This is a genomic window from Vibrio sp. MMG023 (assembly GCF_021654215.1).
GTDB lineage: Bacteria > Pseudomonadota > Gammaproteobacteria > Enterobacterales > Vibrionaceae > Vibrio > Vibrio jasicida.
Map to the genome: position 1 here is coordinate 560,126 of NZ_JAKFZP010000001.1, position 21,366 is coordinate 581,491.

The window sequence follows — 21,366 nt, forward strand, 5'->3', positions numbered from 1 at the left end:
GATGAGTAACAAACCTTCCTACAACATTTCCGTTCCTGTTATGCGCCTAAGCATTGCTTTCAGCTTGGTGCTGGCTGCCCTCGCCTTTTATTTGTATTTGTCTTGGGAAAAAGTGGATTCAGTGGAGCAAGTGCAAAACGCGCCTCTGTTAGTTCAAGCTCAACAACTCAACCAAACCATCGAACTTGATATCCAAACGCTTCAGCGCTGTTTAGCCGCGCGTTATTGCAGTACAACAGAGCTTGATTTTAAGGTTCTGAAAAATGAAATTGATCAGTTTAAGTCTCTCGCATCACTCAACAAAACCGAGTTTAGCTTGGTGGGCGCGACCGAATATACGCAGCTTGAACTGGCGATTAATCGCTTCTCGGACAGCTCAAAAACACGTGACGATGTGTTGGCACTGTATCTCTCGCTCACCAACAACTACCTACAAATGGACGACAACTATCGCACCATGTTTAACAACCATGCGAGCGACCTAATGATGGAGAAAAACGAGTTCTTTATTTGGTTGCTTATGGTCGTTGTTGTGTTGGTTGGTATCGCCGTCCTATCGAATTTGGTGGCAATCCTAAAACTGAAAAAATCCAATTCGAATGAGCGCGACATTGACCAAGAATTCGATGGGCTTTATCAAGAGCTCAAACAACTGGATTTACAAAGGTTGGAAGAGTTGCTGAATGAAGTGAGCATCAATCCGAAGCAGCGTCAGATCTACTCTCACTTAAAACTGATTTTCAGCAAACTCGAAGAGCAAAAACGCAATAACGATCTCTACAAACAGCTCTATGCCCTGATTGGTTACGAGATTCGTGGCATCACCAACACCATTAACGGCGGCGTGCAATATCTCGTACAAGAGACCGATGAGAGCGGCGTGTTGATGGCGCAAGATATAACCTCGGCTGCCAATACCCTGTCTGAATTGGCAGAGAACTACAATCGCCTCATTTCACAAGGGACCGAGAGCAAATCGAAAGAGTTTTCACTGCTGAATGTGCTGTCTGAATTGATGATTCACATCAGCTCCAAAGTGCAGCGAAATGAAGGTGAGCTAGACTGCTTTATCTCAGATAACTTACCAAACCGTGTTGAAGGACAGTCCACCAGCTTATTCTGGGTGTTGTTCCTTCAGCTATCGAATGCCATCCAACTCAAAGCCGATAAGAAACTGTTTGTCACTATTGAATCGGGAGCTGCGTCAGACATTGAAAACACTCGCCTGACCATCAATCTAAACTTCTTAACCACACTGGATGTGCCGTTTGCCAAGCTCAATACCCTACACTGGAGCGACCATAAACAGCACACCGCAACCAAAGACGATTTGGCGAAAAGCGTACTGAAAGATTATGGCTATTACGAGAGCCATTGGTATCAATCGGGCAATCAGGAACGTTTTCAAATTCAGCTCGATTTGAAAGCCAAGAGCTTCCACACCGAGAAAACTCGCTTCGACAATAAGCGCCTATTACTGTGTGCCAACTCTCAGCTGCGCATTGATGTAATGAACAAAATGTTGGTCAACTTAGGATTAGAGATCACACCAATTCGCACCCCGAACGAGCTCTTCTCCGCTGCAAAAACCTTTGGCGAATACGATGCCATCATGCTGACCGACACGTTCGAACCAAACAAGCTGCCCTCACTAAGCAAAACGGTGAAATCGCAACTGCGCACTCACCCGAACACCAAGTTGTTGCTTTCAGTCACTAGCACTCAGCAAGCACAAGAGAGCCATACCTTTGTCGACAAGATTCTGAACTCTCCTGCGATTCCGTATGAGTTCATCCCTAACCTATTGGCAATCATGGAAGCGGAAGCCTCTGAAGATCAGATGGAGAACAGCTCATTCCTAATTGTGGAAGATGACCGTGTTCAACAGATTCTACTCAAACGTATTTTGAGCAAGCAAGAATACGAAGCCGACACCGTTGGCGATGGCGCAGACGCTGTTCAGCACTTCATGAATCAGCGCTCGGACATCATTTTTATGGACTGCATCATGCCAGGCATGGGCGGTATTGAAGCAACCAAACGCATTCGACAATACGAACAAGAAAGCGGACAAAACCCTTGCACCATTATAGGTGCGACAGCATTGACCAGCAGTAATGAACACCAAGCTTGTATCGAAGCTGGGATGGATTACGTGATCAGCAAACCTTATAAAAACGACGAAATCATCAAGGTGATCAACAAATATGTGGCGGTACAGAAACTTAACTAGCTGCATATTGGCAGCACTAACATTGAGCAATGCTCCTTCGGCAATGGCGACCACCTTGCTTGAGGCGGTCAAACTCGGCTTGGACAACAACTTATCTCTGCGCGCTAGTGACAAAGGCGTGGAAGAAAACGAATACAACATCGACATTAGCCGTTCTAAGTTTCTACCCTCTTTAAACGGTGCCGCTGATACTACATGGAATGAAAACGAGACCATATTAACGGGAACACCGGATACACGTTCTAGCTACAACTCGAACAGCTACAGCGTGTCTTTATCCCAATCGGTGTTTAACCTTGGCGACATCTTCAAATACGGCACCGCGAAGCTGGATTTCAACATTGAAGAAATTAAGCACGAGAACAAAATCCAGAGCACCATTTCTGAAATCGCGACGCAATATTTCGAGTACCTGAAAAACAACGCGCAAATCAAAGCCACCAAAGTCGAGCTTAAATCTTCTGAAACGCGTGAACGCCAAATGCGTCGCAACGTGGAGCTTGGCAACACTGCGGCGAGCGAGTTGTATGAGGTAATTGCTCAGAAAGAAGGCATTGCCAATCGCTTAAGAACCTTAGAGAAAGACCGGCGTGTGATCTTGAACGGTTTAGAGATTCAAGTTCAATACCCAGTCACCCCATCGCAGGACATCTACGAAAGCGTGCCCTTGGCGGAAATCAGCGAATCCGAACAACGCGCGATTCTTGAACAAGCTTTGAAGCTCAATAACGACTTACTGGTTGCGAAGAAGACCGTAGAACGCAGCCGAAGAGGCTTGAAAGAAAGCGGTTCAAACTTTGTGCCGACCGTATCGCTCTCTGCCAGTTACCGTTACGACGATGCGAACAACTATGACCGAACCGACCCCACCGCAACAGGGGACAGTAACTCCACCAGCGTCGGCTTGAACTTGAATGTGCCGATTTTCTCCGGCGGTTCGGATTACTACGGTTATCAAAAATCGTCGACTGCTATTGAGCGAACGGAGCTACTGTACCAAGATTCGTTGTTCACGACTCGCAATAGCGTTAACACCTCGGTGCTCAACATTAATGACTTCTCCCGCGCCATCAGCAGTTACGAGAACATCATCCGAGCCAACTACGCTTCCTACAAAGGCATTCAACGCGCTTACCAGCTTGGTACGCGAACCATTACCGACTTACTGGCAGCGGAAAGTAAACTGTTTAGCGCGCTACGTGATTACGAGAGCGCGCGTTATGACTACATCATTGAATCGATCAATCTTGAGCAAATCAAAGGCATGTTGTCGGTGCAATCCATCGAAAGCATCATGCAGTTGATGAGCGATATCGAAGGCAGAAGCAATCAAGACTTAGTTCCAAAACACCTTCTCTCCAAACCATCGATTAAGAAAGGAGGTCGCAATGCAAACTGAGCATTTTTCCCAGAAGATTAACTTTGCTGACAAGTGTTACCTGACTTTCTCCACGGTCATCTCGACGCTGTTTGGTTTAGTGCTGCCCTTTTCGATTCTCATTATCTTTGACCGTGTTTTACCTAACCAAGCCAAAGACACGCTGTTTCTTCTGTTTGCCATTATCTTGATCACCATCTTCCTCGATTATCACTTAAAGAATCAGGAAGAGAAGATCTCGTCGGTGATCATGAAGCAGTTCGAAACTAACTTAACCAACAAGGTGTTTCAATCCATCTGTTTGGCTGAGATATCGAAGTTTCGTCGTCTAGAACCTGGTGAATACCTAGAACGTATTGCCACCATTCCAGAAATTAAATCCTTCTTTGGCGGAGAATCTGTACGGGCATTGATCAACCTTGCCGTCAGCATACTGACCATTCTGATTATCGGTCTGATCAACATCTGGGCAGGGGTGACCATCTTGCTCGCCTCCATCATTTTGGCGGTGTTCGCACTCAGCCTCTCCAAGCAAAAAATCAACAGCCTAGAAAACAAATCCGACATCGAAGGCTTAACCACCTCAAAAATCATCGAGATCATCTCTAGCCCACTCGATATCAAAGCGCGCAATATGGAATATCGCGTTGAGAGCCTCATGACACAAATGGTGGAAGAGCGTGAAGTCGAGAACATCAAATACGAGCAAATCGAATCAAACTTCAGCCTTATCTTGTCGCTCATACAACAGCTCTCCATTGCTTGTGTGGTGGTAGTTTTGGCAACGGCCGTTATCAACATGCAATCGAGCCAAGGCATCATGGCAGCCATCATCATGCTTACCAACCGCTACTTCGCCCCATACCAGCAAGTGATGCGCACGGTGAGCCGCTGGGAGTTGAACAAACTTCATATTCAACGAATCGCCGAGTTGCTTGAGCTTGCGGCATCTGTAGAACAACAAAATGACACGACAGAAGTCGAGCGCATCTCGGTGAAGTATTCGGAAAAACAACGCATTGAGTTTGAACGCGGCCAGGCTTACTTGCTGACGGGGAAAAGCGGCGCAGGCAAAACCCATCTTGCCAATTGCATTACGCGACAAAACACCGACAACAAACTGGACATTAAGATCAACGAGACACCGCTCGATGACGTCAACTACAACGTCTGGCGTAATAGCGTGCTGATGGTCGACAAAACCAGCTCGTTCGTCGAAGGCACCATCATCGACAACCTGACTTGTTTCCGCCCGAGCTTAAACAACACCGCATTTGCGCTTTGCGAAACCATGAACATCAAAGCACAAATCGATGCCCTTCCCGCTGGTTTTTACACCGAGCTTAAAGGACATTTACGCAACCCATTCTCGCGCCAAGTCGCTTATGCCTTGTTGTTAGTGCGTGCCTTACTCGCGAACAAACATGTGTTGATCTTCGACGACATCGACTGTGTTTATGATGACGACTTCGCTCGATTGGTTTTGACCAGTACCGCCTATCGCGCCAACGACAAAATCCTCATCATCGTCAGCAATAAGATGGACAAACTCAATCATCGCCTCAAACGCGTCAAACTTACCGGAGGTGACCAATGAGTATTTTGGTTGATTTTAATAATGTCCCTCAGCGCTTGTTGGACTTTGAGGCTCGCAGTTATGACGAGCGATACAATCAGTCACCTTTGATTCGTGGTTTAGCTTACACCCTCATTGCGCTTGAATGGGAAGGTACACCTTCTATCCTCAGCGACGCTTTTATCCCTAAACCAAAAGACAGCGACAGTTTTATCGCCACGATTGAACGCCTTGGTTACCGTTGTGACGTCACCAAATTAAAAACATTGGAACACATCGAGGGGCACCCTCATCCTTGTTTTATCGAGATCGAAAACCTCACTGCGATTTTCTTGGGCACTAAAGACGGCAAACTGATCCTGTTTGATTACACCAATAACAACACCATTGAATACCCGCTCTGCAAAAAGCCGTGTTTGTTGGTCTCGATCAGCGAATACTCGCGCTTGTTCCGAGAGCCGCCACCTGAATCTCAAGACCGCAGTAACTGGATTAAATACGCGTTTTATCGCTACAACAATGAACTCAAAAGTCTGATTATCCTCAGCTTCGTGATCAGTATCTTGGGCGCACTCCAACCCTTCTTTATCATGAGTGTGTACAACTTCGCCTTGACGTCTAGCTCGCAAGCCACGCTCTATTGGCTCACGTTGTTTGCCGTGATTGTTGGATTCTCGGAATACTTTTTTAAGAAAATGCGGGTCAACATCATTGCCACGTCAGGTAAGGATTTGGCGGTGCACATTTCTCAAGCGGTTATATCCAAGCTGCTATGGCTCCCGTATGCGATGACATCCACCGCCGGTGTGTCCTCTCAGTTGGCGCGTTTAAAAGACATCGACACATTCCGCCGATTGGTAACGGCAGAGTCAACCTTGAGCTACTTCGACATGCCGTTTGTTATCGTGTTCATTGTCGCGATTGCCATCATGTCAGGAACCGCAGCATTGGTCGTCATGGCGGGGTTGATTCTGATGTTGGTGTTCTGTGTTTATTCTCGTTACATCTATTCACAAGCCACATCGAAGAGCTCTCGCGCCAACGCCATGGTTTCTTACCAATGGAATGAGATTCTTCGTGGCATCAAAACCATCCAAGGCTTGCCACTGTTGCGCGTTATTCAATCGCGCTTCAGCGCTTCACACATGCAAAGCACCAACGATGCAGAGAACGTTGCGGTGACCAACAGTAAGGTTCAAGCCGCAGGTGGCAGTTTGATTCAGGTGATTGGTACCGCAAGTATCGTGACCGCGGTTATCGGTGTAATGGATGGCACGTCAGACGCAGGCGCCATGCTTGCAACCGTAATTTTAGTCTGGAAGGCGTTAGGTCCAATTATGGGCATCTACAACTCCATTTCTAAGTTCCAATCGATCAAGGCGTCTTCTGCGCAAATCAACAACCTGATGGCGATGAATGACGATAAGCTAACATTGGAGAAAAGCCCACCTATTCGCCTCTTCCAAGGCAGCATTGTCGGCAGCGGTGTGAGCCATCGCTACACTGGCGCAGCAACGGGCTTAACCAATCTCGGATTTAAAATTGCCCCAGGGGCGAAGGTGGTGATTTGTGGACCGACTGGTTGCGGTAAAACCACGCTAATTTCCATTCTTGCGGGTTTAGAAGATAGATACCAAGGCGCAGTGTCGGTAGACGGCTACAACATCAAACAGTTCAACAGCTATCGCTACCGAACCTCAATTAACTACATCCCGTTTAATTTACATATTTTTGAAGGCTCTCTGGAGACTAACTTCATCTTGCATAATGGACTCATCCCTACAGAAAAGATGCAAGAGATGGTGAGCTTTTTCGAACTCGACGCATGGTTGCCAGAAGGATTGGACACTCAGCTAAGCGTAGATAAATGCAAGAATTTACCTAACGGTATTCAACAGAAATTGCGCCTCGCGTTGGGGCTTGGAAGCTGTGAACAATCGCTGATCATCATTGATGAACCATTTAATGGCGCTGAGCAAGAAAATGCTCAGTACTTCAACCGCTTGTTCACCGATAAATTGCTAAACAAAACCGTGGTGTTCTCTACCAATGATCCGGGCTTAATCGCCACTTCGAACATGAGTTTAGTGTTGGAGCCGGATGGGAACTTGAAGTATTTTGGCTTAACAGACAAATACTTAAACAGCTTAAGTTAAGACTGTGGCGCTTATTCACAAATCCAGCATTACTTAATGAATGCAATTGACAAACATATAGACCAAAGAGATGATTCGCATGAACAAGACGTATGATAAGGGATGAAATGTACACATTCGTTGCTGACAAACTCGATGCCGTTTATTTATCAGCGATTCCAGACAGCCATGATTTTCAGGATTGTGATATTCCGGAGGAGGAACTCGAGATCCGAGAGATTATTGACGTTTGGTATGAAAGTGCTTTCTTGCCTGATTTTAATCTTCAACGTATTGAAATTGAAAACAAAGCGCAGCTCGTTGAAACCCAAAGTCATGTCATGAGCAAAGACACAGCCACCTTGGCTTTTTTGCTTAAAAATAGAGTTTATCGAGCAGCCCTTAAAAGAGTATTAAGTGTATGGACTCGAGAACAAACCGCTAAAACGCAATTACAACTGCTGTTGCTGTCCACTGAACAATGAAAAAAGCCAGCTAACTCGCTGGCCTACGTACCGTTCTTCTGAGATTAGCAATCTCACTACACCCACCCATCAAATTTCAAACGCTTCTGAATACGCTCAACCGCTTCTATTTGCATTTGGCGCACTCGTTCGTTCGAGATATTTAGCAAACCACCCACTTCAGAAAGAGTCTTAACGCTGTGTTCAAACAAACCGAAACGATGGATTAAGACTTGTTGTAACTTTATCGGCAATGTATTGACCACGTACTCTAACGCTTGAGTAAAACACTCGTCTTCACAGTCTTGCTCAGGGTCTGGCGTATATTTACTTTCACAATGGTCAAGAACGAATGGCGCATGTTGCAAATCAACCGTGGTAGAAACATCAATAAAGCCACTCAAAGCAACCAACTCATCAACTCGCTCGACTTTAACCCCAGAACAGTTAGATAGCTCTGCAATGGAGATGTCTTTACTCATGCTTTTACTCGCGTCGTGTTTTTTGGATGCTAAGCTGTTTATCTCTTTGCAAACATGAACAGGGAGTCGAACCGTACGGCCATTATTCATCAATGCCGCTTCGATATTTTCGCGAATCCACCAAACAGCATAGGTCGAAAAGCGGAAGCCTGGTTCTGGATCAAACTTATCGATGGCTTTGATCAAGCCGATGTTGCCCTCTTCAATTAGATCAAGCAACGTGAAATTGTTACCAGTACGTTTTAAGTAGCTTTTTGCAATTTTCACCACCAAACGTAAGTTAGACTCAATCATGACCTCGCGCGCTTCTTTATCACCCGTACGATTAAGCTTGGCGTAATGCAGTTCATCTTCTCGAGAGAGTAAATCAATCCCCACGATGTCTTTTAGATAATGCGCGTAAGGATCTTTACCTGCAGAAAGCGTTTCTTTCATTGGCATCTCATCCGTGACACCTCGGGACCTAGCAAAACACTCGTTGTTCATTTCCCCGTCCTTATCAAGCCAACTTTATTTGTGTAACTCTTTGGCTACTTTTCTACGTGGCTCAATTAATATGCCACCCAACGAATAACATTCGTTTTACGTTGAGTGTAGACAAGGCTTTTTAGCTTTACCAAGAAATTGCATTTAATTTCATATCAACCCTGCACTCAACTGTCAAAGCGTGAGCGGGTTGGTATTTATGGAGCATCATTCAGTATCGTATTTACATCAGAGTTGATAGAAGAGTTTCACTTACTAACTTTTAAATAAATTCACTTTTAAAACATATATTTAAAAACTATATTTAATATTAGCAAACAACAAAGTCGCAGGTACTTCGCCAAACAAACTGCCACTGCTACCGTTAAAGCTTTGGATTACCGTGAGCAATTGCCAGTCATTAGCGAGGGAGTAGTTACTCGATATCCCAAGGAAATAGGAATGATCGTCGTAGTAACTGGTTGAGAGAGTGACGCGGTTTAGAGGCGTTAAGTCAAAGCTCACATCGGTATACCATGTATTTCGTGTAAAGCTCAACGTTTTTGCATCGAGAGGAAGGTTCAAATACGCCAATGCGCTTGATGCATCTTGCGGCTCAGAGATAAATAACCACGCTGTACGCCCCATCCAGCTGCGTTTGCCGCCAAAGCTGTAATCCGATTCAATACTGGCAACTGTGGTTTTTCTGGTCGGTTCACCCTCAAATTCTGGATCAATGGGATCAAACCACGTGAGCTCTCCACGAAAACCCGCATCAAACACATCCGTTGCAAAACCAGCGCCGAGTACGTAATCCATCCGAGCTCGCCCTGCAATAAACTGATAATCCCATCCCGATTGATTGGCGAAATAACGCAGTGAGGCACTGTCTTGTCCTGACTGACGAGCTGGTGAAAACACCAAATCTACCCCATCGGCAAAACCTAATTTTCTGCTCAACATGACCGCATCCGTGCCAGCCCGCTCTTCATAGTCAAAATCATAAATCGAATACGCATTGTAGATATCATTTGGATTCCATATCGTATTCATCGACCAATTGATACGAAAGCGCCCTAGTTGCGCTCCCCAGTCATCTTGCTGCCAAGTGAGATATAGACGATCAAGCTGACTGTTAATGACCACATCATCTTCATGCCAGTTTTTGCTTAAATCCATGTAACCAGAATCCAACGCGACCAAATCGGCATAGCCAGGAAAGTCGGTAGAATCGCCCCAAAGTGCTCGATTTCGTAGCCCAACATTCACACGCCAGCTAGAGGAAAAACGGTATTCAAAGTTAAGTCGATTGTGTATCAAGTTATCGAACGTATTATCAGTGCCATCAGGAATACTGTAGGTTGCCATGTATTTGATGTAACCATCCAAATCCCATGACTTTTGAGGCTCTAACCCGGGAACAGCAGACAAGGCAGGACCAGCCTGAAGACTAAGTAATGAAAGACTTAACGCCTTAATAAACACTGCATTTGCTTTTGTGCCGGGCAAGCAAGTTTTCAATCGGAGAGCTTTGGAGCAAGTCGCAGACAAATGAGAAACAGCTTTATGCATGCGACCTCTCTGCGCGATTATCAATATTACTGAAATCACGCGCTAAACGACCGTCTTCAAACACGATAATTCGGTGTGCACGTTTTATCACTCGCGGATCGTGGGTCGAGAAGATAAACGTCGTTCCCTCTTGTTCGCTAAGCTGCTCCATAATGTCGAGCAGCTCTGCGGTGCTTTGGGCGTCTAGATTGGCAGTAGGTTCGTCCGCCATGACAAAACGAGGCTTCGGCGCTAAAGCACGAGCAACCGCAACACGCTGTTGCTGCCCGCCGGAAATTTTACCTGGCACCTTATTCATCTGTTCCGCCAATCCCACTTGTTCAAGTAAGGACGTCGCACGTTCACGACACTCTCGCTCAGTTTTACCTTGCAGCTGCATGACGAATTCCACATTCTCAAGCGCGGTTAACACAGGTAACAAACTGTAGTCTTGGAAGATGAAGCCTATATTATCGCGCCGATAGGCAATCAGTTCTTTTTCTGACATCGATGAAATCATGCAACCGTCGATTTCCACTTTGCCAGAGCTTGGGGCATCAATACCGCCAATCATGTTCAGTAACGTCGTTTTACCCGAACCGGATGGTCCCATGATCGCAACAAATTCACCCTGCTTAATCTCTAGGTCTACCGACTGCACTGCGTGAACAGGGTAATCACCATCGGCGTTGTAAATCTTAGTTAGGTTTTCTAGTTTGATGGTCATTAGCTTTTCTCCGCCATGGCATTCACAGGTCGATGCTTCAAAATTTGTCGTGCGGGATACAGGGCTGCGATAAGGCTGGCAACAAAAATCGCGACAATGATCATTTGATATTCCGTTATTGATACCCGTGGATAAAGCAAGGTATCCACGCCATAAGCCCCTAGCCCTTCCGCCATGCCAGCCAGCGACAATCCGGTAACACTTAGCACCTTAAGCATAATTGCACTCCCGAGTAACCCAATCGCACAACCGCTTAATCCGAGGAACAAGGTTTCGAAAACGATCAACAAGCGTATCTTGTGTTTTTGCATCCCGACAGCCATTAACACACCGAACTCTCGAGTGCGTTCAAACACCGACATCAGCATGATATTGATGATGCCAAGGGTCATCGCCAGCACAAACACCACCAGCATCACTTGGTTGGAAACATCCATTGTGCTCATCATGGTCGAGAGCAAAGGTTGGATCTCCTGCCAAGGTCTCACACTGAGCAAGTTTTTACTTTCCGGCGGCAAAATAGAATGGGTGAACTCCAGTAACTGCTTGAGCTCAGTATCGTTATTAGAAGTAAGGAGTATCGCGATTTCGTGCGTGCCACTCAGCCCCGCTACCTTTTCAAGATCCGCTTTTCGGACGTAAACATTCCCGTCATCAAATCCTGTCGATGGTGTTTTGAATATACCTCGAACACGAAACGCCGCCCCTGCAACCTCCCCGTTCACATCAGACAAAGTGAGTACGACTTTGGAGCCAACGCGTAGCTTCAATCGTTCGGCTATCTTGCTCGAAACCAAAATCGGATTTCTGCCTTCTTCGCTAAACCATTCTCCGTCGACAATGTGATGTGAGAGTGGCGTGATGTTTTGCTCTTGCTCGATATTAACGCCGTTGATGCGAATACCACGTGTACTGCGCGCCGACGCTATCATGCCATCTGCTAGAAATCGCTCAGAGATGGCTTTCACTTCTCGGTTACTCGCCAACACTTTGCTTATCTTATCCGTATCGGGAATCACATCTTTTAGCTCAGGATTAACCAAGTAGGACTTTTGCTGGATCTGCAAATGACTGGTTTGCCAAGAGATGGCGTTCTTAATCATGCTATCGACCAAGCCATTCATGAATCCCATCATGGCAACCACGCCCATCAAGCCAAATACCATGGCTCCGAGCATAATTGAGGTTCTCAGCTTATTACGCCACAAGTTACGCCAAGCCAACTTAACCAGCATGAGCACCTCCTTTTAACCCTGCCGCAATGGGCATTTGAAGCATGCGAACCATTGGGTAAAGCAAACACAACAAAAGAATGAACAGCACGACGGCGATTTGATTGAGCAGCAAATGTGGATCGAGCGAAACGGGCACAATAGGTTCAAAACCACTTTCCCGCATGAGCTTGGCAGCATCGCCGGTAATTTCGATTGGATTAAAGTAGAAATACCCCAACACAGGGGCACTCACGATAAGCCCAATAATGATGCCAATGACGGACATAAACAGAGACTCTATCGTGAGCAGAAGAACGAGTTTGGAGCGAAGCATTCCGGTTGCCAGCATGACAGCGAACTCACGTTGGCGCTCTAATGTTGTCATCAAGATAGTCGCAAACAAGCCAAAACCAACAATGCCGTAGAGAATATAAATCAAGAAAATACCGCCCGCTTTATCCAAGGCGATTTGCTGTGCCATTTCAGGCGACAGCTCTTTCCAATCTTTCACGGCTACGTTATCGCCATACTCGGCTTTAAGCTGTTCAACAGTATCAGGTAGATCTCTTAGACTCTCAGTATTTAAAACCCATGCGGTGACTTGGTCATCCAATGAATACAGGTTTTGCGCAGTATCGAGCGGCATGTACACCAACTGAGAATCAAGCTGCTGCAAAGGAAAATGAAGAATGCCCGAGATTTGATACAAACCTGCCGCGGTCTGTCCTCGATAACCGGCACCGTAAAGTACTAATTCATCGCCAACCTTGAGTTGTAAATAATTCGCTAAACCACCACCAACTAGCACTGATTTTTGCCCCGATTGGATGTAGCTTCCCTCAATCAACTTGTCGCTGATATTGGAGTACCGGTCTTCAGCTTCAGGCTCAACGCCAAGTACCATCACGCCTTTTGAGCGTTCGTCTTTTGCGGCTAAAGCAAAAGACTCTACCCGAGGTAATACCACATCAATATTGGGATTGTTTTTCGCCGCTGAAATAAAGGTGTTGGTTTGCGGTAAGACATCATCAATGCTGGAAGAGTCACCAAACTCGGGGTTTTGCAGTTGAATCAACCCGGTATAAAACTTGGCGGCATTTTTGATATTGGACGTGTAACTCCCTTCTTGAAACGCTCGCGTAATAAGCGAAAGAAACAGCACCAATGCCAACGCAGACGCCGTCAGTAGTGTCCTGCGCTTGGTGAGTAATGAGTACGGTTTTGTTTTCTGGCTTATCAAGCGGCTGCATTTCCATTCTGGTCGCCAATTTTCTCCCGCCGAGCTCTTTCACATCATAAGTCGTCATCACGTTCACTCTCTCATCAAACTCATCGTAGAATTCCACTTTGCGTTGCAGGTAGGTGGATTGAGATATCCACAACGTGACTTTACTCCATACGACAGGCGCGTCAGTTTTGGCAAGCGCATCAATTATCCAAACTTTATCGCCATCAAAGCTGTCCTCGCCTTTCAATTCATGTTGATAATCGACCACGATAGAGGACTGGTTAATTAAGTCATCATTGGTGAAGTCAGAGCCCATCCACGATTGGCTCAACATAGATGGCGCGATTTTGATGACGCGTTCAATACTCGGCACCCAATTCCACATTTCTCTTTGTCGTTTTAGAGAAGCGCTGCCCTTATCTTTTGCTGGCGCTGTAACCAACACCAAAGACAAATCCGTCCCTTTGGTCCAATTCTTCATGGTCATCGACCGAGTCCAATCAGGACGAATGATCTCCATTGTAGATTCGGTATAACTGGAATCACCGCGCATTGCTTGATCTGACTTTTTAACAATGTCGGAGGCACTTTCCGCATGCAAAGAACATGAAGCAGTAACACACAGTAGAGATAATAAGGCTTTATACATGACATACCTCAATGTTAGAAAAACAATGATTTACTAAAAAAACAACAATGAAAACAGTAGGTTCAAATCAGTATAGCAAGCAAGATGGAGGGGGTAGCGAGAGGTGGTTCAAAGTTTTACTGAACCTTACGAAGTAACGGCTCAACGTTAGTTCTATTAATGATCTGAAAAACAGCGCGGTTCTTACCATTGGCCTTACCGCAATACATAAGTTGATCTGCGTCTTGTAAACTTAATTTTGCATCGAATGTTGGATAGAAAGCGCATCCTAGGCTGACACTAACGTGCATAGTTTTTCCATCTAGCAATATGGGAAAATCGTTTATCCGAGCACAAATTTCCCTAGCAAGCACTTCTGCTTCTTCCGCGGAGAGTGCTGCTGTCACCAAAGCGAATTCTTCACCACCAATACGAGCAAGCGTCATGCGCTCATCAATAACGGATTGCGCGGTATTCGCAACCGCGACGATCGCTTTGTCCCCAACTAGGTGACCAAACTGGTCGTTAATCGACTTAAAGTCATCGATATCAAACACCATAACCGTCAAGTTGCTGCGAATGGCGCTCAGCGTAGAAAGTTGCTCTATCAAATGACGGCGGTTGTAGAGCTTTGTCAAAGGATCAGTCAGGGTCAACTCGAATAATTGTTGGTTGGCGAGCGTTAACTGCCGAGTCCGTAACTCGACAGTTCGTTTTAATGAAAAGATATGAAACATTGCAGCGATGATAAGAGCAAAAACGGCAACGGGGACAAGGTAAGTGGGGTATACGGTTTTCACATGTATCCAGCGGCTTAAGATGCGATCTTTATCCGTTTCTAGCACTCGTTCAAAGGCATGTGAAATTTTTGCAATGGACATAGGGCTGCCAACTCCTGCTGCAATTCTTAAGTCTTTACTATAAAGATGCAACGCAGGAACGAATGTCAGGCCCTCCGGCACGGTTGCCATGTAAAAATTAGTGACTTGCATATCAGCTACGAATAGGAAAATTTTCTTCTCTGCCGCGGCACGCAGCATCGCATCATTATTTGCATAAAGGGTGAGTGTTGCTTTCGGGTATCTTTGCCGTACAAAGAACTCTTCGTAGCCACCTTTTACGATGCCCACTTCCATTGCCGAGTCGCCCTTAAGCACCGCATTGATTTCAAGGCCCAGTATGTCCTTGTTGATATACAGTTGGGTATCAATTGGCATGATCACCGAGCCAAAGTCTAAATAGGCATCCCTCTCTCGTGAATAAATCAACCCGGCATGAATATCAGCCTTGCCCTCTTTCACGGCTTGTAACGATGCTTCCCAGTCTAAGAGTAGAAATTCTACGTGTAGATGATTTCGAGCTGCAAATTCTTTCCAAAAGTCGATAAGAATGCCTTGAGGTTCACCATCTGGCGTTAGGTAAGAAAAAGGTTTCCACGCTTTAGAATTGGCGACAACAAGTGTATCTTGCTGCGAATCATGGCTATAACAAGCAGCACTGTACAACACCGTCATCACCAGCGTTAAAAAGAGCAGCTTTGTGCTTTTCCAACCATAAGAACTATAACGTAAGAGGTACATACAAACTTTCGCCAACCTTAGGTTCATCTCGTCTAAGACTTCAATCGAACCTAAGATATAGCAGAGACTTATCAAACTGGTAGAACACCTTATTGATATGAATCTAAATTAATACATATTTTCTCAAAAATGATACTTTTTAACTATTCGTTACTGCCAATTGATAAGCCTTTGTGATGAATTTTATATCGAGAATAGTATGGTAGAACTCAAACGTTTGCTTAGAATTTTTATGCAGCAGCGAAAACACCTGACATAGCCCACAAAAAAACATAAAAAATGTAATGATTATTCGCTCGATAACTGTGGTTTTTGTTAACTTACGCGCAATTTTTTTGTGACCCGAATTTTTCGCTTTCGCTATGCCTTCTCAATATAGAATTAACAAAATCGTCGAAATTGGCGATACATTGCACCGCAGTGGTTGCGCACCATACAAGGTAGAGAAGTACACTCAACACTATGCTCAAAAGCATGGCGTCGATGTGATGATCCAAGCGACACCGACTGCGATCAACTATCAATTTCCCGATGACAACAACGCTGTGGTTCTTAAGCGCCTAAAACCTGCCTCTATTAATCTAAGCTTGTTAGCGAACACCATTATCCGGATCAACCAACCGAGTAGCGACCCCGTTCCTGAACCTGCGGGCTATCCGCCTTGGGTCATTGCGCTTGCGAACATGGGCATACCGCCAGCGTATTTAATGTTAGTTGGTAGCACATTAGAAGCGGTTGGTTTTGCATTTTTACTCGGTTTTATGGTGTGGGGCTGTCAGCAGGTCTGTCGGGCTCGACGAGCAATAGCCGTCGAGTTCATCGCCGCCCTATTTACAGGCATCATCGTTGCCTATCTTTCCAGCACAGGTTTACCTATACCCGTTTGGGCATTGTGCATCGCGACTATTGTCTTATTTGTGCCGGGACTATCTATCGCCAACTCACTTGAATGTTTAGCATTTAATGATTTGGTTTCCGGAACGAGTTTACTCGGACAATGTGCACTCACATTGATCAAACTGTTTGTCGGCATCACTATGGGTCTCAATATTGGCGAGGCGATTTGGGGGCAAGCCCAGTCCATCGCGTATACCAACGAGATCCCGATTTGGATGCACATCAGCGGCTTATTTTTAATCTCTGCTTGTTTGGGTGTGATTTTTAATGCCCGTCTGATCGATATTCTATTGGGCTTACCCGTTGCTATGCTCGGGATGTGGGGACCTTTCTACCTTGGATTTGAAAGTGGTTGGGTGGTAGGCACATGGGTAACAACCGTGTTGATCACGTTATACGGTACATGGATAGCGAAAAAGATGGAGTTAACGGGATCCATTTACATTGTCCAAGGCATCATCATTTTGGTTCCAGGCAGTCGCGTGTTGGTTAGCGCAAGTCAATCTGTGTTTGAACAATCAATTCTACCAATACCAAGTATTGGTCTTTCTGCCCTGTTTATGTTCTCGGCCATCGTTGCTGGACAAATCACCGCTTACTCTATCTACTCGCCAAAAATTGAACGCTAGCCAACATCGATTCTTCAGCCATGAAAAAAGCCCTATTCAAAATCCACTGTAGTGAAAACTTTGAATAGGGCTCTTTGCCTCTATGTTTCTCTTTTCTGTTAAAACTGCCTTTCCCTTTCTTTGCTTTTACTACTCGAGTTTTGAATAGTTGGCTGGTTACTACTGCTTTTAGTGCGTTATCTTTGATTTCACCTCGGCCGAATTCGGTATCTTGATGACATTCATTCAGCTGAGGAGTCGGTTTTTTCGTTGCCATAAGTCCTCCGCAATGGTCGAACCAGATTGGACAATAATTTTCGAAAATAGTCAAATTTGTAGAATTAAATTCATTTTATTCTTCAAAAACTTCACAACAACGTCATTTATTTGAAATTTCATCAAAAATACAGTGGTTAAAAAGTGACTAAATACAAATATTTGCCCTATAAGCACCAATATATGTTGACTCTGCCTGTATTTAACCTAGACTCTCTCACGGCTAGAAAGAAAGTTCTTTGTTTTCACATTTCGTTGGATTACTCGTAATTCCCCCGTCCTGTGGTACGCAATAGCAATTTATTTTTCCACGCTATAAGCGCCGTATTAGGCGAAGATTTACATAAATTAGATATTTAGGAAATAGACATGTCTAACAAAGCTACTGGTACAGTTAAGTGGTTCAACGAAACTAAAGGCTTCGGCTTCATCCAACAAGAAAACGGTCCTGACGTTTTCGCTCACTTCTCTGCAATCCAAGGTGACGGCTTCCGTACTCTTGTTGAAGGCCAGAAAGTAGAATTCGAAATCACTCAAGGTCAAAAAGGTCCACAAGCTGAGAAAATCACTCTAGTTTAATCCTTTAAGATTTTGATATGGTAGCCAGCTCTAAGCTGGCTATTTTTTTGCCCTTAATTTATTGATACCCCTTATGGCTTTAAAACCGACAATTTACAAGTTTCGTATCGCAATCTCCGATATGAACAACGACCACTACGACTCTAAGAACCTAACCATCGCCCTTCATCCTTCAGAGAAACCACAACGCATGCTCGCGCGTATTTTGGCTTTCTGTCTTAATGCAAAAGATGATTTAGAGTTCACGAAAGGTCTTTCAACAACTGAAGAACCGGATTTGTGGCGGGTGGAAGACGATCAGAGCATCACGCACTGGATCGAAATTGGTGAGCCAGAACCGGACCGCATCAAGAAAGCAACCCGCTTAGCAAAACGTGTAAAAGTGTATACCTACAACACAAAAGCATCCGTTTGGTGGGACAAGATGGCAGGCAAGTTTGGCATGCTTCCTGTTGATGTGGCAAGTTTGGATTACGACGCTATCGACTTGATTTCACAACACCTTGACCGCGGCACTAGCCTTTCTGTTATGATTACCGGCACCTCAATTTTCGTTGATATAAACGAACAACACGTCGAAGTGACGGTGAAGGAATTACAAAGTAATGACGCCTCTTAATGAACTGCTCCAAGAAATGGGGTTCAAAAACATCCCTTTCGTTAACGAGCATAAAGCCGCGAGACGACGTTGGACCAAAGAACAAGCCCCATTGTTCATTAGAGTATGTGAAAACAAGCCTGAAACGGCGCCAGCCCTGCATTTACTTGGACTTTTGACCAAGTCTCATATTGAAGCCAGCGCACTGTACGAGCAGCATTCCACGTCTTCTCAACATATGCAGAAAGCGCTGAGTGATACCTTAGGCGATGAGCATGCAGACAAGTTTACTAATCAGTCCGCAGAAGACTTAATACTCATAACTCACCTATGGCTGTATACGCAAGGCTACTTAAACATGGATTTTAGTCTTGCTCATGATCATGCAGAACAAACTCAAGAAAGCCTTCAGCACGAACTCGTAATTAAACGTATGGATCTCGATGCTTTCCGTACCGACTTAATGCAGAGCTTCTACCTTGGTAAAGAAGCAACCCCAGCCAAATCGAATGGATTACTTGGTTGGTTAAGGCAACTCTTTTCCTCATAAAAAACATGGTTTTGTCAAAACCCGACACCTGCTAGACTACGCCCTACATACATGCAACGATTTCTTAACTATTGAGCTCGTTGCATGCTCGTAAAGGACACTCATCCATTGAACATCAAGGGATCATTATGACGTTTATCCGTTGGATTTTGGGAAAAATCATTTTACTTCTCAATGCTGTATTCTCTCCTCGCGGCGTTAAGCGTAGCGAAGAAGCTCAAAAAAGTGTTGACGAAAAAGCCACACATTACGCGCTATACCAATTTGAAGCCTGTCCTTTTTGCGTAAAAGTTCGTCGAGCGATGAAACGCCAGTCAGTAAACATCGAATTGCGTGACGCAAAAAATGACTCAGTACATCGTGAAGCACTGGAGCAAGGTGGCGGTCGCGTTAAAGTACCGTGTCTTCGTATTGAAAAAGATGGCGAGACACAATGGCTTTACGAATCTTCAGACATCGTGACATACATTGAAAAAGAATTTGCCTAGTTCCCCCTAAGAACATTGGCGGATGTAGAAGAGGCACCTATTGGTGCCTCTTTTCTTTGATGCGAAAACATTATTCTGTTTACTGATCCACAATCAACATTAGTTCTACTCGACGGTTACAAGCTTTACCAGTTGACGTCGCGTTGCTGCATTGTGGTACGTATTCTCCAAAGCCACGAGAAAACACGCGCTGGCGCGGTAAACTCGTCGCCAACAATTGCTTCTCGACTTCACGAGCTCGCTTTTCTGACAAACTGTCGTTGAAACTTGCAGCACCTGTACTGTCCGCATGGCCATCAATCACGACATCGACATCCGTTCTGCCTGATAAATAATGACCTAGGTTACGAATCCAATCTTGAGATTGCGAAGAGAGCTTCGCTGAGCCAGTTTGGAAATGAACCTGCTCTTTCAACCGAATCATAAGATGCTCGCCACTGATGGTTTCGTGGGCGATTTGATGCCTATTTAAAAACATCTCCAGTGACATCACGCCCTGTGGCTTTTTTCCCATCGAACTCGTCGCTTGTGTAGTCTGTCTCGGTGCAGAAACATAAGAAGTAGGTGCGTAACCCCACTCTGGATGTCTTAGCTCTGAATTTGTTCGAGGGGCGGTATCAAGAATGTTCCCCCCTGGGACCATGTTAGGATCCATGCTGGTGCATCCGGCTAACATACCGCATGCAACTAAAAACCAATGCTTCATACTGTTACCAACGTAGAATGAATTCCTGCTCACTGTGTCGGCTCAAAATGTCCAAACTTTAGTGCTTTCGTTTTTCTAATCTATTTTACAAGCACCTATCGTGCCAATGTTTTCTTTTACTCGACAATTTATCGGTGTTTCCAAAGGTTTAACCGCCTATCCCATCATATGTACATCACTAAGTTGCGACCAAATTCTATGAGCTAACATCCGCTAACATGATTTAGGGCAACAAACCACGCGCCATAACTATGTTTTGACTAAACTTTCTTCGATTGTCTCACTTTAGTGTAACAAGCCGTTTTAATGGTTTTCGTTGATAACGTTAACCGATAAACTATCGATAACTTTACAATCTAGAGCGTCACCCATGTTTAAAACCATCTCTAAAGGCGTTGTCCTTTTTGCCGCAGTAGCGGCACTTGCGGCTTGTGATAACGGCAATTCTCAGCCACAACAAGGTAAACAATACGAAGTACTGCCAGCATCATTGACGGAATATGACCTAGCCCCACTGACGGAAGTCTTCTCTCTCAACTGTGGTCACTGCCGTACGATGGAAACCTTTGTTCCTCAAATCGAATCACTCACTGAACAGAAAGTGCAAAAAATGCATGTGACGTTCAATGAAAGCGCGCAAATCAGTGCCATCATCTTCTACACAGCGGTTATGCAATTAGATGGCACACCAGACAAAGCATTCATGGAAGAATTGTTTGCAGCAGTCCAAATGGGGTCAGAAGCGACGACTGATGAGCGTCAAGCAGCAGTAGAGAAAGTATTTGAATCTCGTAATTTAATTAGCCCATACCAATTGGACGAAGCTCAACAAGCTGAGCTGTTTAAGTTCATTGCAAAGGCAGAAGAAATCACAACTCGTGGTCAGATTAACTCAGTACCTGCCTTTATCGTAAACGGCAAATACCAAGTGATCACTGGTGGTCATGAAACCGTTGAAGCAATGGCTGACACCATCAATTATCTGCTAAAACAACCAAAATAA

19 protein-coding genes and 1 pseudogene are annotated in these 21,366 nt (G+C 45.0%); 11 read left to right on the plus strand and 9 right to left on the minus strand.

Annotation, left to right across the window (positions count from 1 at the left end; all coding sequences use genetic code 11):
* Position 1: 1 nt before the first annotated feature.
* The 5 genes from L1076_RS02390 to L1076_RS02410 all read left to right on the plus strand — a co-directional run bounded on the left by L1076_RS02390 (position 2) and on the right by L1076_RS02410 (position 7,807).
* The gene (locus L1076_RS02390) at positions 2–2,233 is read left to right on the plus strand and encodes a response regulator (RefSeq protein WP_237303067.1); all 2,232 of its coding nucleotides are present in this window, start codon (positions 2–4) and stop codon (positions 2,231–2,233) included.
* A complete protein-coding gene (locus L1076_RS02395) occupies positions 2,208–3,632 on the plus strand; it encodes a TolC family protein (protein ID WP_237303068.1) in 1,425 nt (474 codons plus the stop codon). Before L1076_RS02390 ends, L1076_RS02395 begins: the two co-directional genes overlap by 26 nt.
* The gene (locus tag L1076_RS02400) at positions 3,622–5,208 is read left to right on the plus strand and encodes an ATP-binding cassette domain-containing protein (RefSeq protein ID WP_237303069.1); all 1,587 of its coding nucleotides are present in this window, start codon (positions 3,622–3,624) and stop codon (positions 5,206–5,208) included. The genes L1076_RS02395 and L1076_RS02400 overlap by 11 nt, the downstream gene beginning before the upstream one ends.
* Entirely contained in the window at positions 5,205–7,343 is a 2,139-nt protein-coding gene (locus L1076_RS02405; protein ID WP_038895814.1) for an ATP-binding cassette domain-containing protein, read from the plus strand. Before L1076_RS02400 ends, L1076_RS02405 begins: the two co-directional genes overlap by 4 nt.
* Positions 7,344–7,450: 107 nt before the next feature.
* The gene (locus L1076_RS02410; RefSeq protein ID WP_038867489.1) at positions 7,451–7,807 is read left to right on the plus strand and encodes a hypothetical protein; all 357 of its coding nucleotides are present in this window, start codon (positions 7,451–7,453) and stop codon (positions 7,805–7,807) included.
* 56 nt (positions 7,808–7,863) lie between these two features.
* Here L1076_RS02410 and L1076_RS02415 read toward each other — a convergent pair whose 3' ends face one another.
* From L1076_RS02415 to L1076_RS02445, 7 genes and pseudogenes are all read right to left on the minus strand, one after another.
* Positions 7,864–8,754, minus strand: coding sequence for a sigma-70 family RNA polymerase sigma factor (locus tag L1076_RS02415; protein ID WP_237303070.1), 891 nt, complete (start codon positions 8,752–8,754; stop codon positions 7,864–7,866).
* A gap of 291 nt (positions 8,755–9,045) precedes the next feature.
* Entirely contained in the window at positions 9,046–10,305 is a 1,260-nt protein-coding gene (locus L1076_RS02420; RefSeq protein WP_237303071.1) for a hypothetical protein, read from the minus strand.
* The gene (locus L1076_RS02425) at positions 10,298–11,011 is read right to left on the minus strand and encodes an ABC transporter ATP-binding protein (RefSeq protein ID WP_237303072.1); all 714 of its coding nucleotides are present in this window, start codon (positions 11,009–11,011) and stop codon (positions 10,298–10,300) included. Before L1076_RS02425 ends, L1076_RS02420 begins: the two co-directional genes overlap by 8 nt.
* Complete coding sequence (locus L1076_RS02430; protein ID WP_237303073.1) at positions 11,011–12,246, minus strand: FtsX-like permease family protein; 1,236 nt, start codon at positions 12,244–12,246, stop codon at positions 11,011–11,013. Before L1076_RS02430 ends, L1076_RS02425 begins: the two co-directional genes overlap by 1 nt.
* The gene (locus L1076_RS02435; RefSeq protein ID WP_237303074.1) at positions 12,236–13,465 is read right to left on the minus strand and encodes an FtsX-like permease family protein; all 1,230 of its coding nucleotides are present in this window, start codon (positions 13,463–13,465) and stop codon (positions 12,236–12,238) included. Before L1076_RS02435 ends, L1076_RS02430 begins: the two co-directional genes overlap by 11 nt.
* A pseudogene (locus L1076_RS02440) lies at positions 13,419–14,102 on the minus strand (outer membrane lipoprotein-sorting protein); the annotation flags it as partial. The gene L1076_RS02435 and the pseudogene L1076_RS02440, both read right to left, overlap by 47 nt.
* Positions 14,103–14,218: 116 nt before the next feature.
* Positions 14,219–15,661 (minus strand): sensor domain-containing diguanylate cyclase, encoded by a 1,443-nt coding sequence (locus L1076_RS02445; protein ID WP_054755223.1) that lies wholly within the window; start codon positions 15,659–15,661, stop codon positions 14,219–14,221.
* A 362-nt stretch (positions 15,662–16,023) separates the two neighbouring features.
* Between L1076_RS02445 and L1076_RS02450 the strand changes: the two genes are divergently transcribed.
* On the plus strand, positions 16,024–17,187 hold the full coding sequence (locus L1076_RS02450) for a threonine/serine exporter family protein (protein WP_038867439.1): 1,164 nt from the start codon (positions 16,024–16,026) through the stop codon (positions 17,185–17,187).
* Here the strand turns inward: L1076_RS02450 and L1076_RS02455 are convergent.
* Entirely contained in the window at positions 17,159–17,443 is a 285-nt protein-coding gene (locus L1076_RS02455; protein WP_237303075.1) for a ribosome alternative rescue factor ArfA, read from the minus strand. The two genes, L1076_RS02450 and L1076_RS02455, sit on opposite strands and share 29 nt — an antisense overlap.
* A gap of 368 nt (positions 17,444–17,811) precedes the next feature.
* On the opposite strand from L1076_RS02455, the gene L1076_RS02460 reads away from it, so the two are divergent.
* From L1076_RS02460 to L1076_RS02475, 4 genes are all read left to right on the plus strand, one after another.
* Positions 17,812–18,021, plus strand: a complete 210-nt coding sequence (locus L1076_RS02460) for a cold-shock protein (RefSeq protein WP_005433440.1) — start codon at positions 17,812–17,814, stop codon at positions 18,019–18,021.
* A gap of 73 nt (positions 18,022–18,094) precedes the next feature.
* Positions 18,095–18,640, plus strand: coding sequence for a YaeQ family protein (locus tag L1076_RS02465; RefSeq protein ID WP_038867436.1), 546 nt, complete (start codon positions 18,095–18,097; stop codon positions 18,638–18,640).
* Positions 18,627–19,169, plus strand: a complete 543-nt coding sequence (locus tag L1076_RS02470; RefSeq protein WP_237303076.1) for a hypothetical protein — start codon at positions 18,627–18,629, stop codon at positions 19,167–19,169. Before L1076_RS02465 ends, L1076_RS02470 begins: the two co-directional genes overlap by 14 nt.
* A 128-nt stretch (positions 19,170–19,297) precedes the next feature.
* Complete coding sequence (locus tag L1076_RS02475; protein ID WP_038867434.1) at positions 19,298–19,657, plus strand: glutaredoxin; 360 nt, start codon at positions 19,298–19,300, stop codon at positions 19,655–19,657.
* 79 nt (positions 19,658–19,736) lie between these two features.
* Here the strand turns inward: L1076_RS02475 and L1076_RS02480 are convergent, their stop codons facing one another.
* A complete protein-coding gene (locus L1076_RS02480; RefSeq protein WP_038881812.1) occupies positions 19,737–20,363 on the minus strand; it encodes an OmpA family protein in 627 nt (208 codons plus the stop codon).
* Positions 20,364–20,733: 370 nt separating this feature from the next.
* Between L1076_RS02480 and L1076_RS02485 the strand changes: the two genes are divergently transcribed.
* Positions 20,734–21,366, plus strand: a complete 633-nt coding sequence (locus tag L1076_RS02485; RefSeq protein ID WP_042603273.1) for a thiol:disulfide interchange protein DsbA/DsbL — start codon at positions 20,734–20,736, stop codon at positions 21,364–21,366.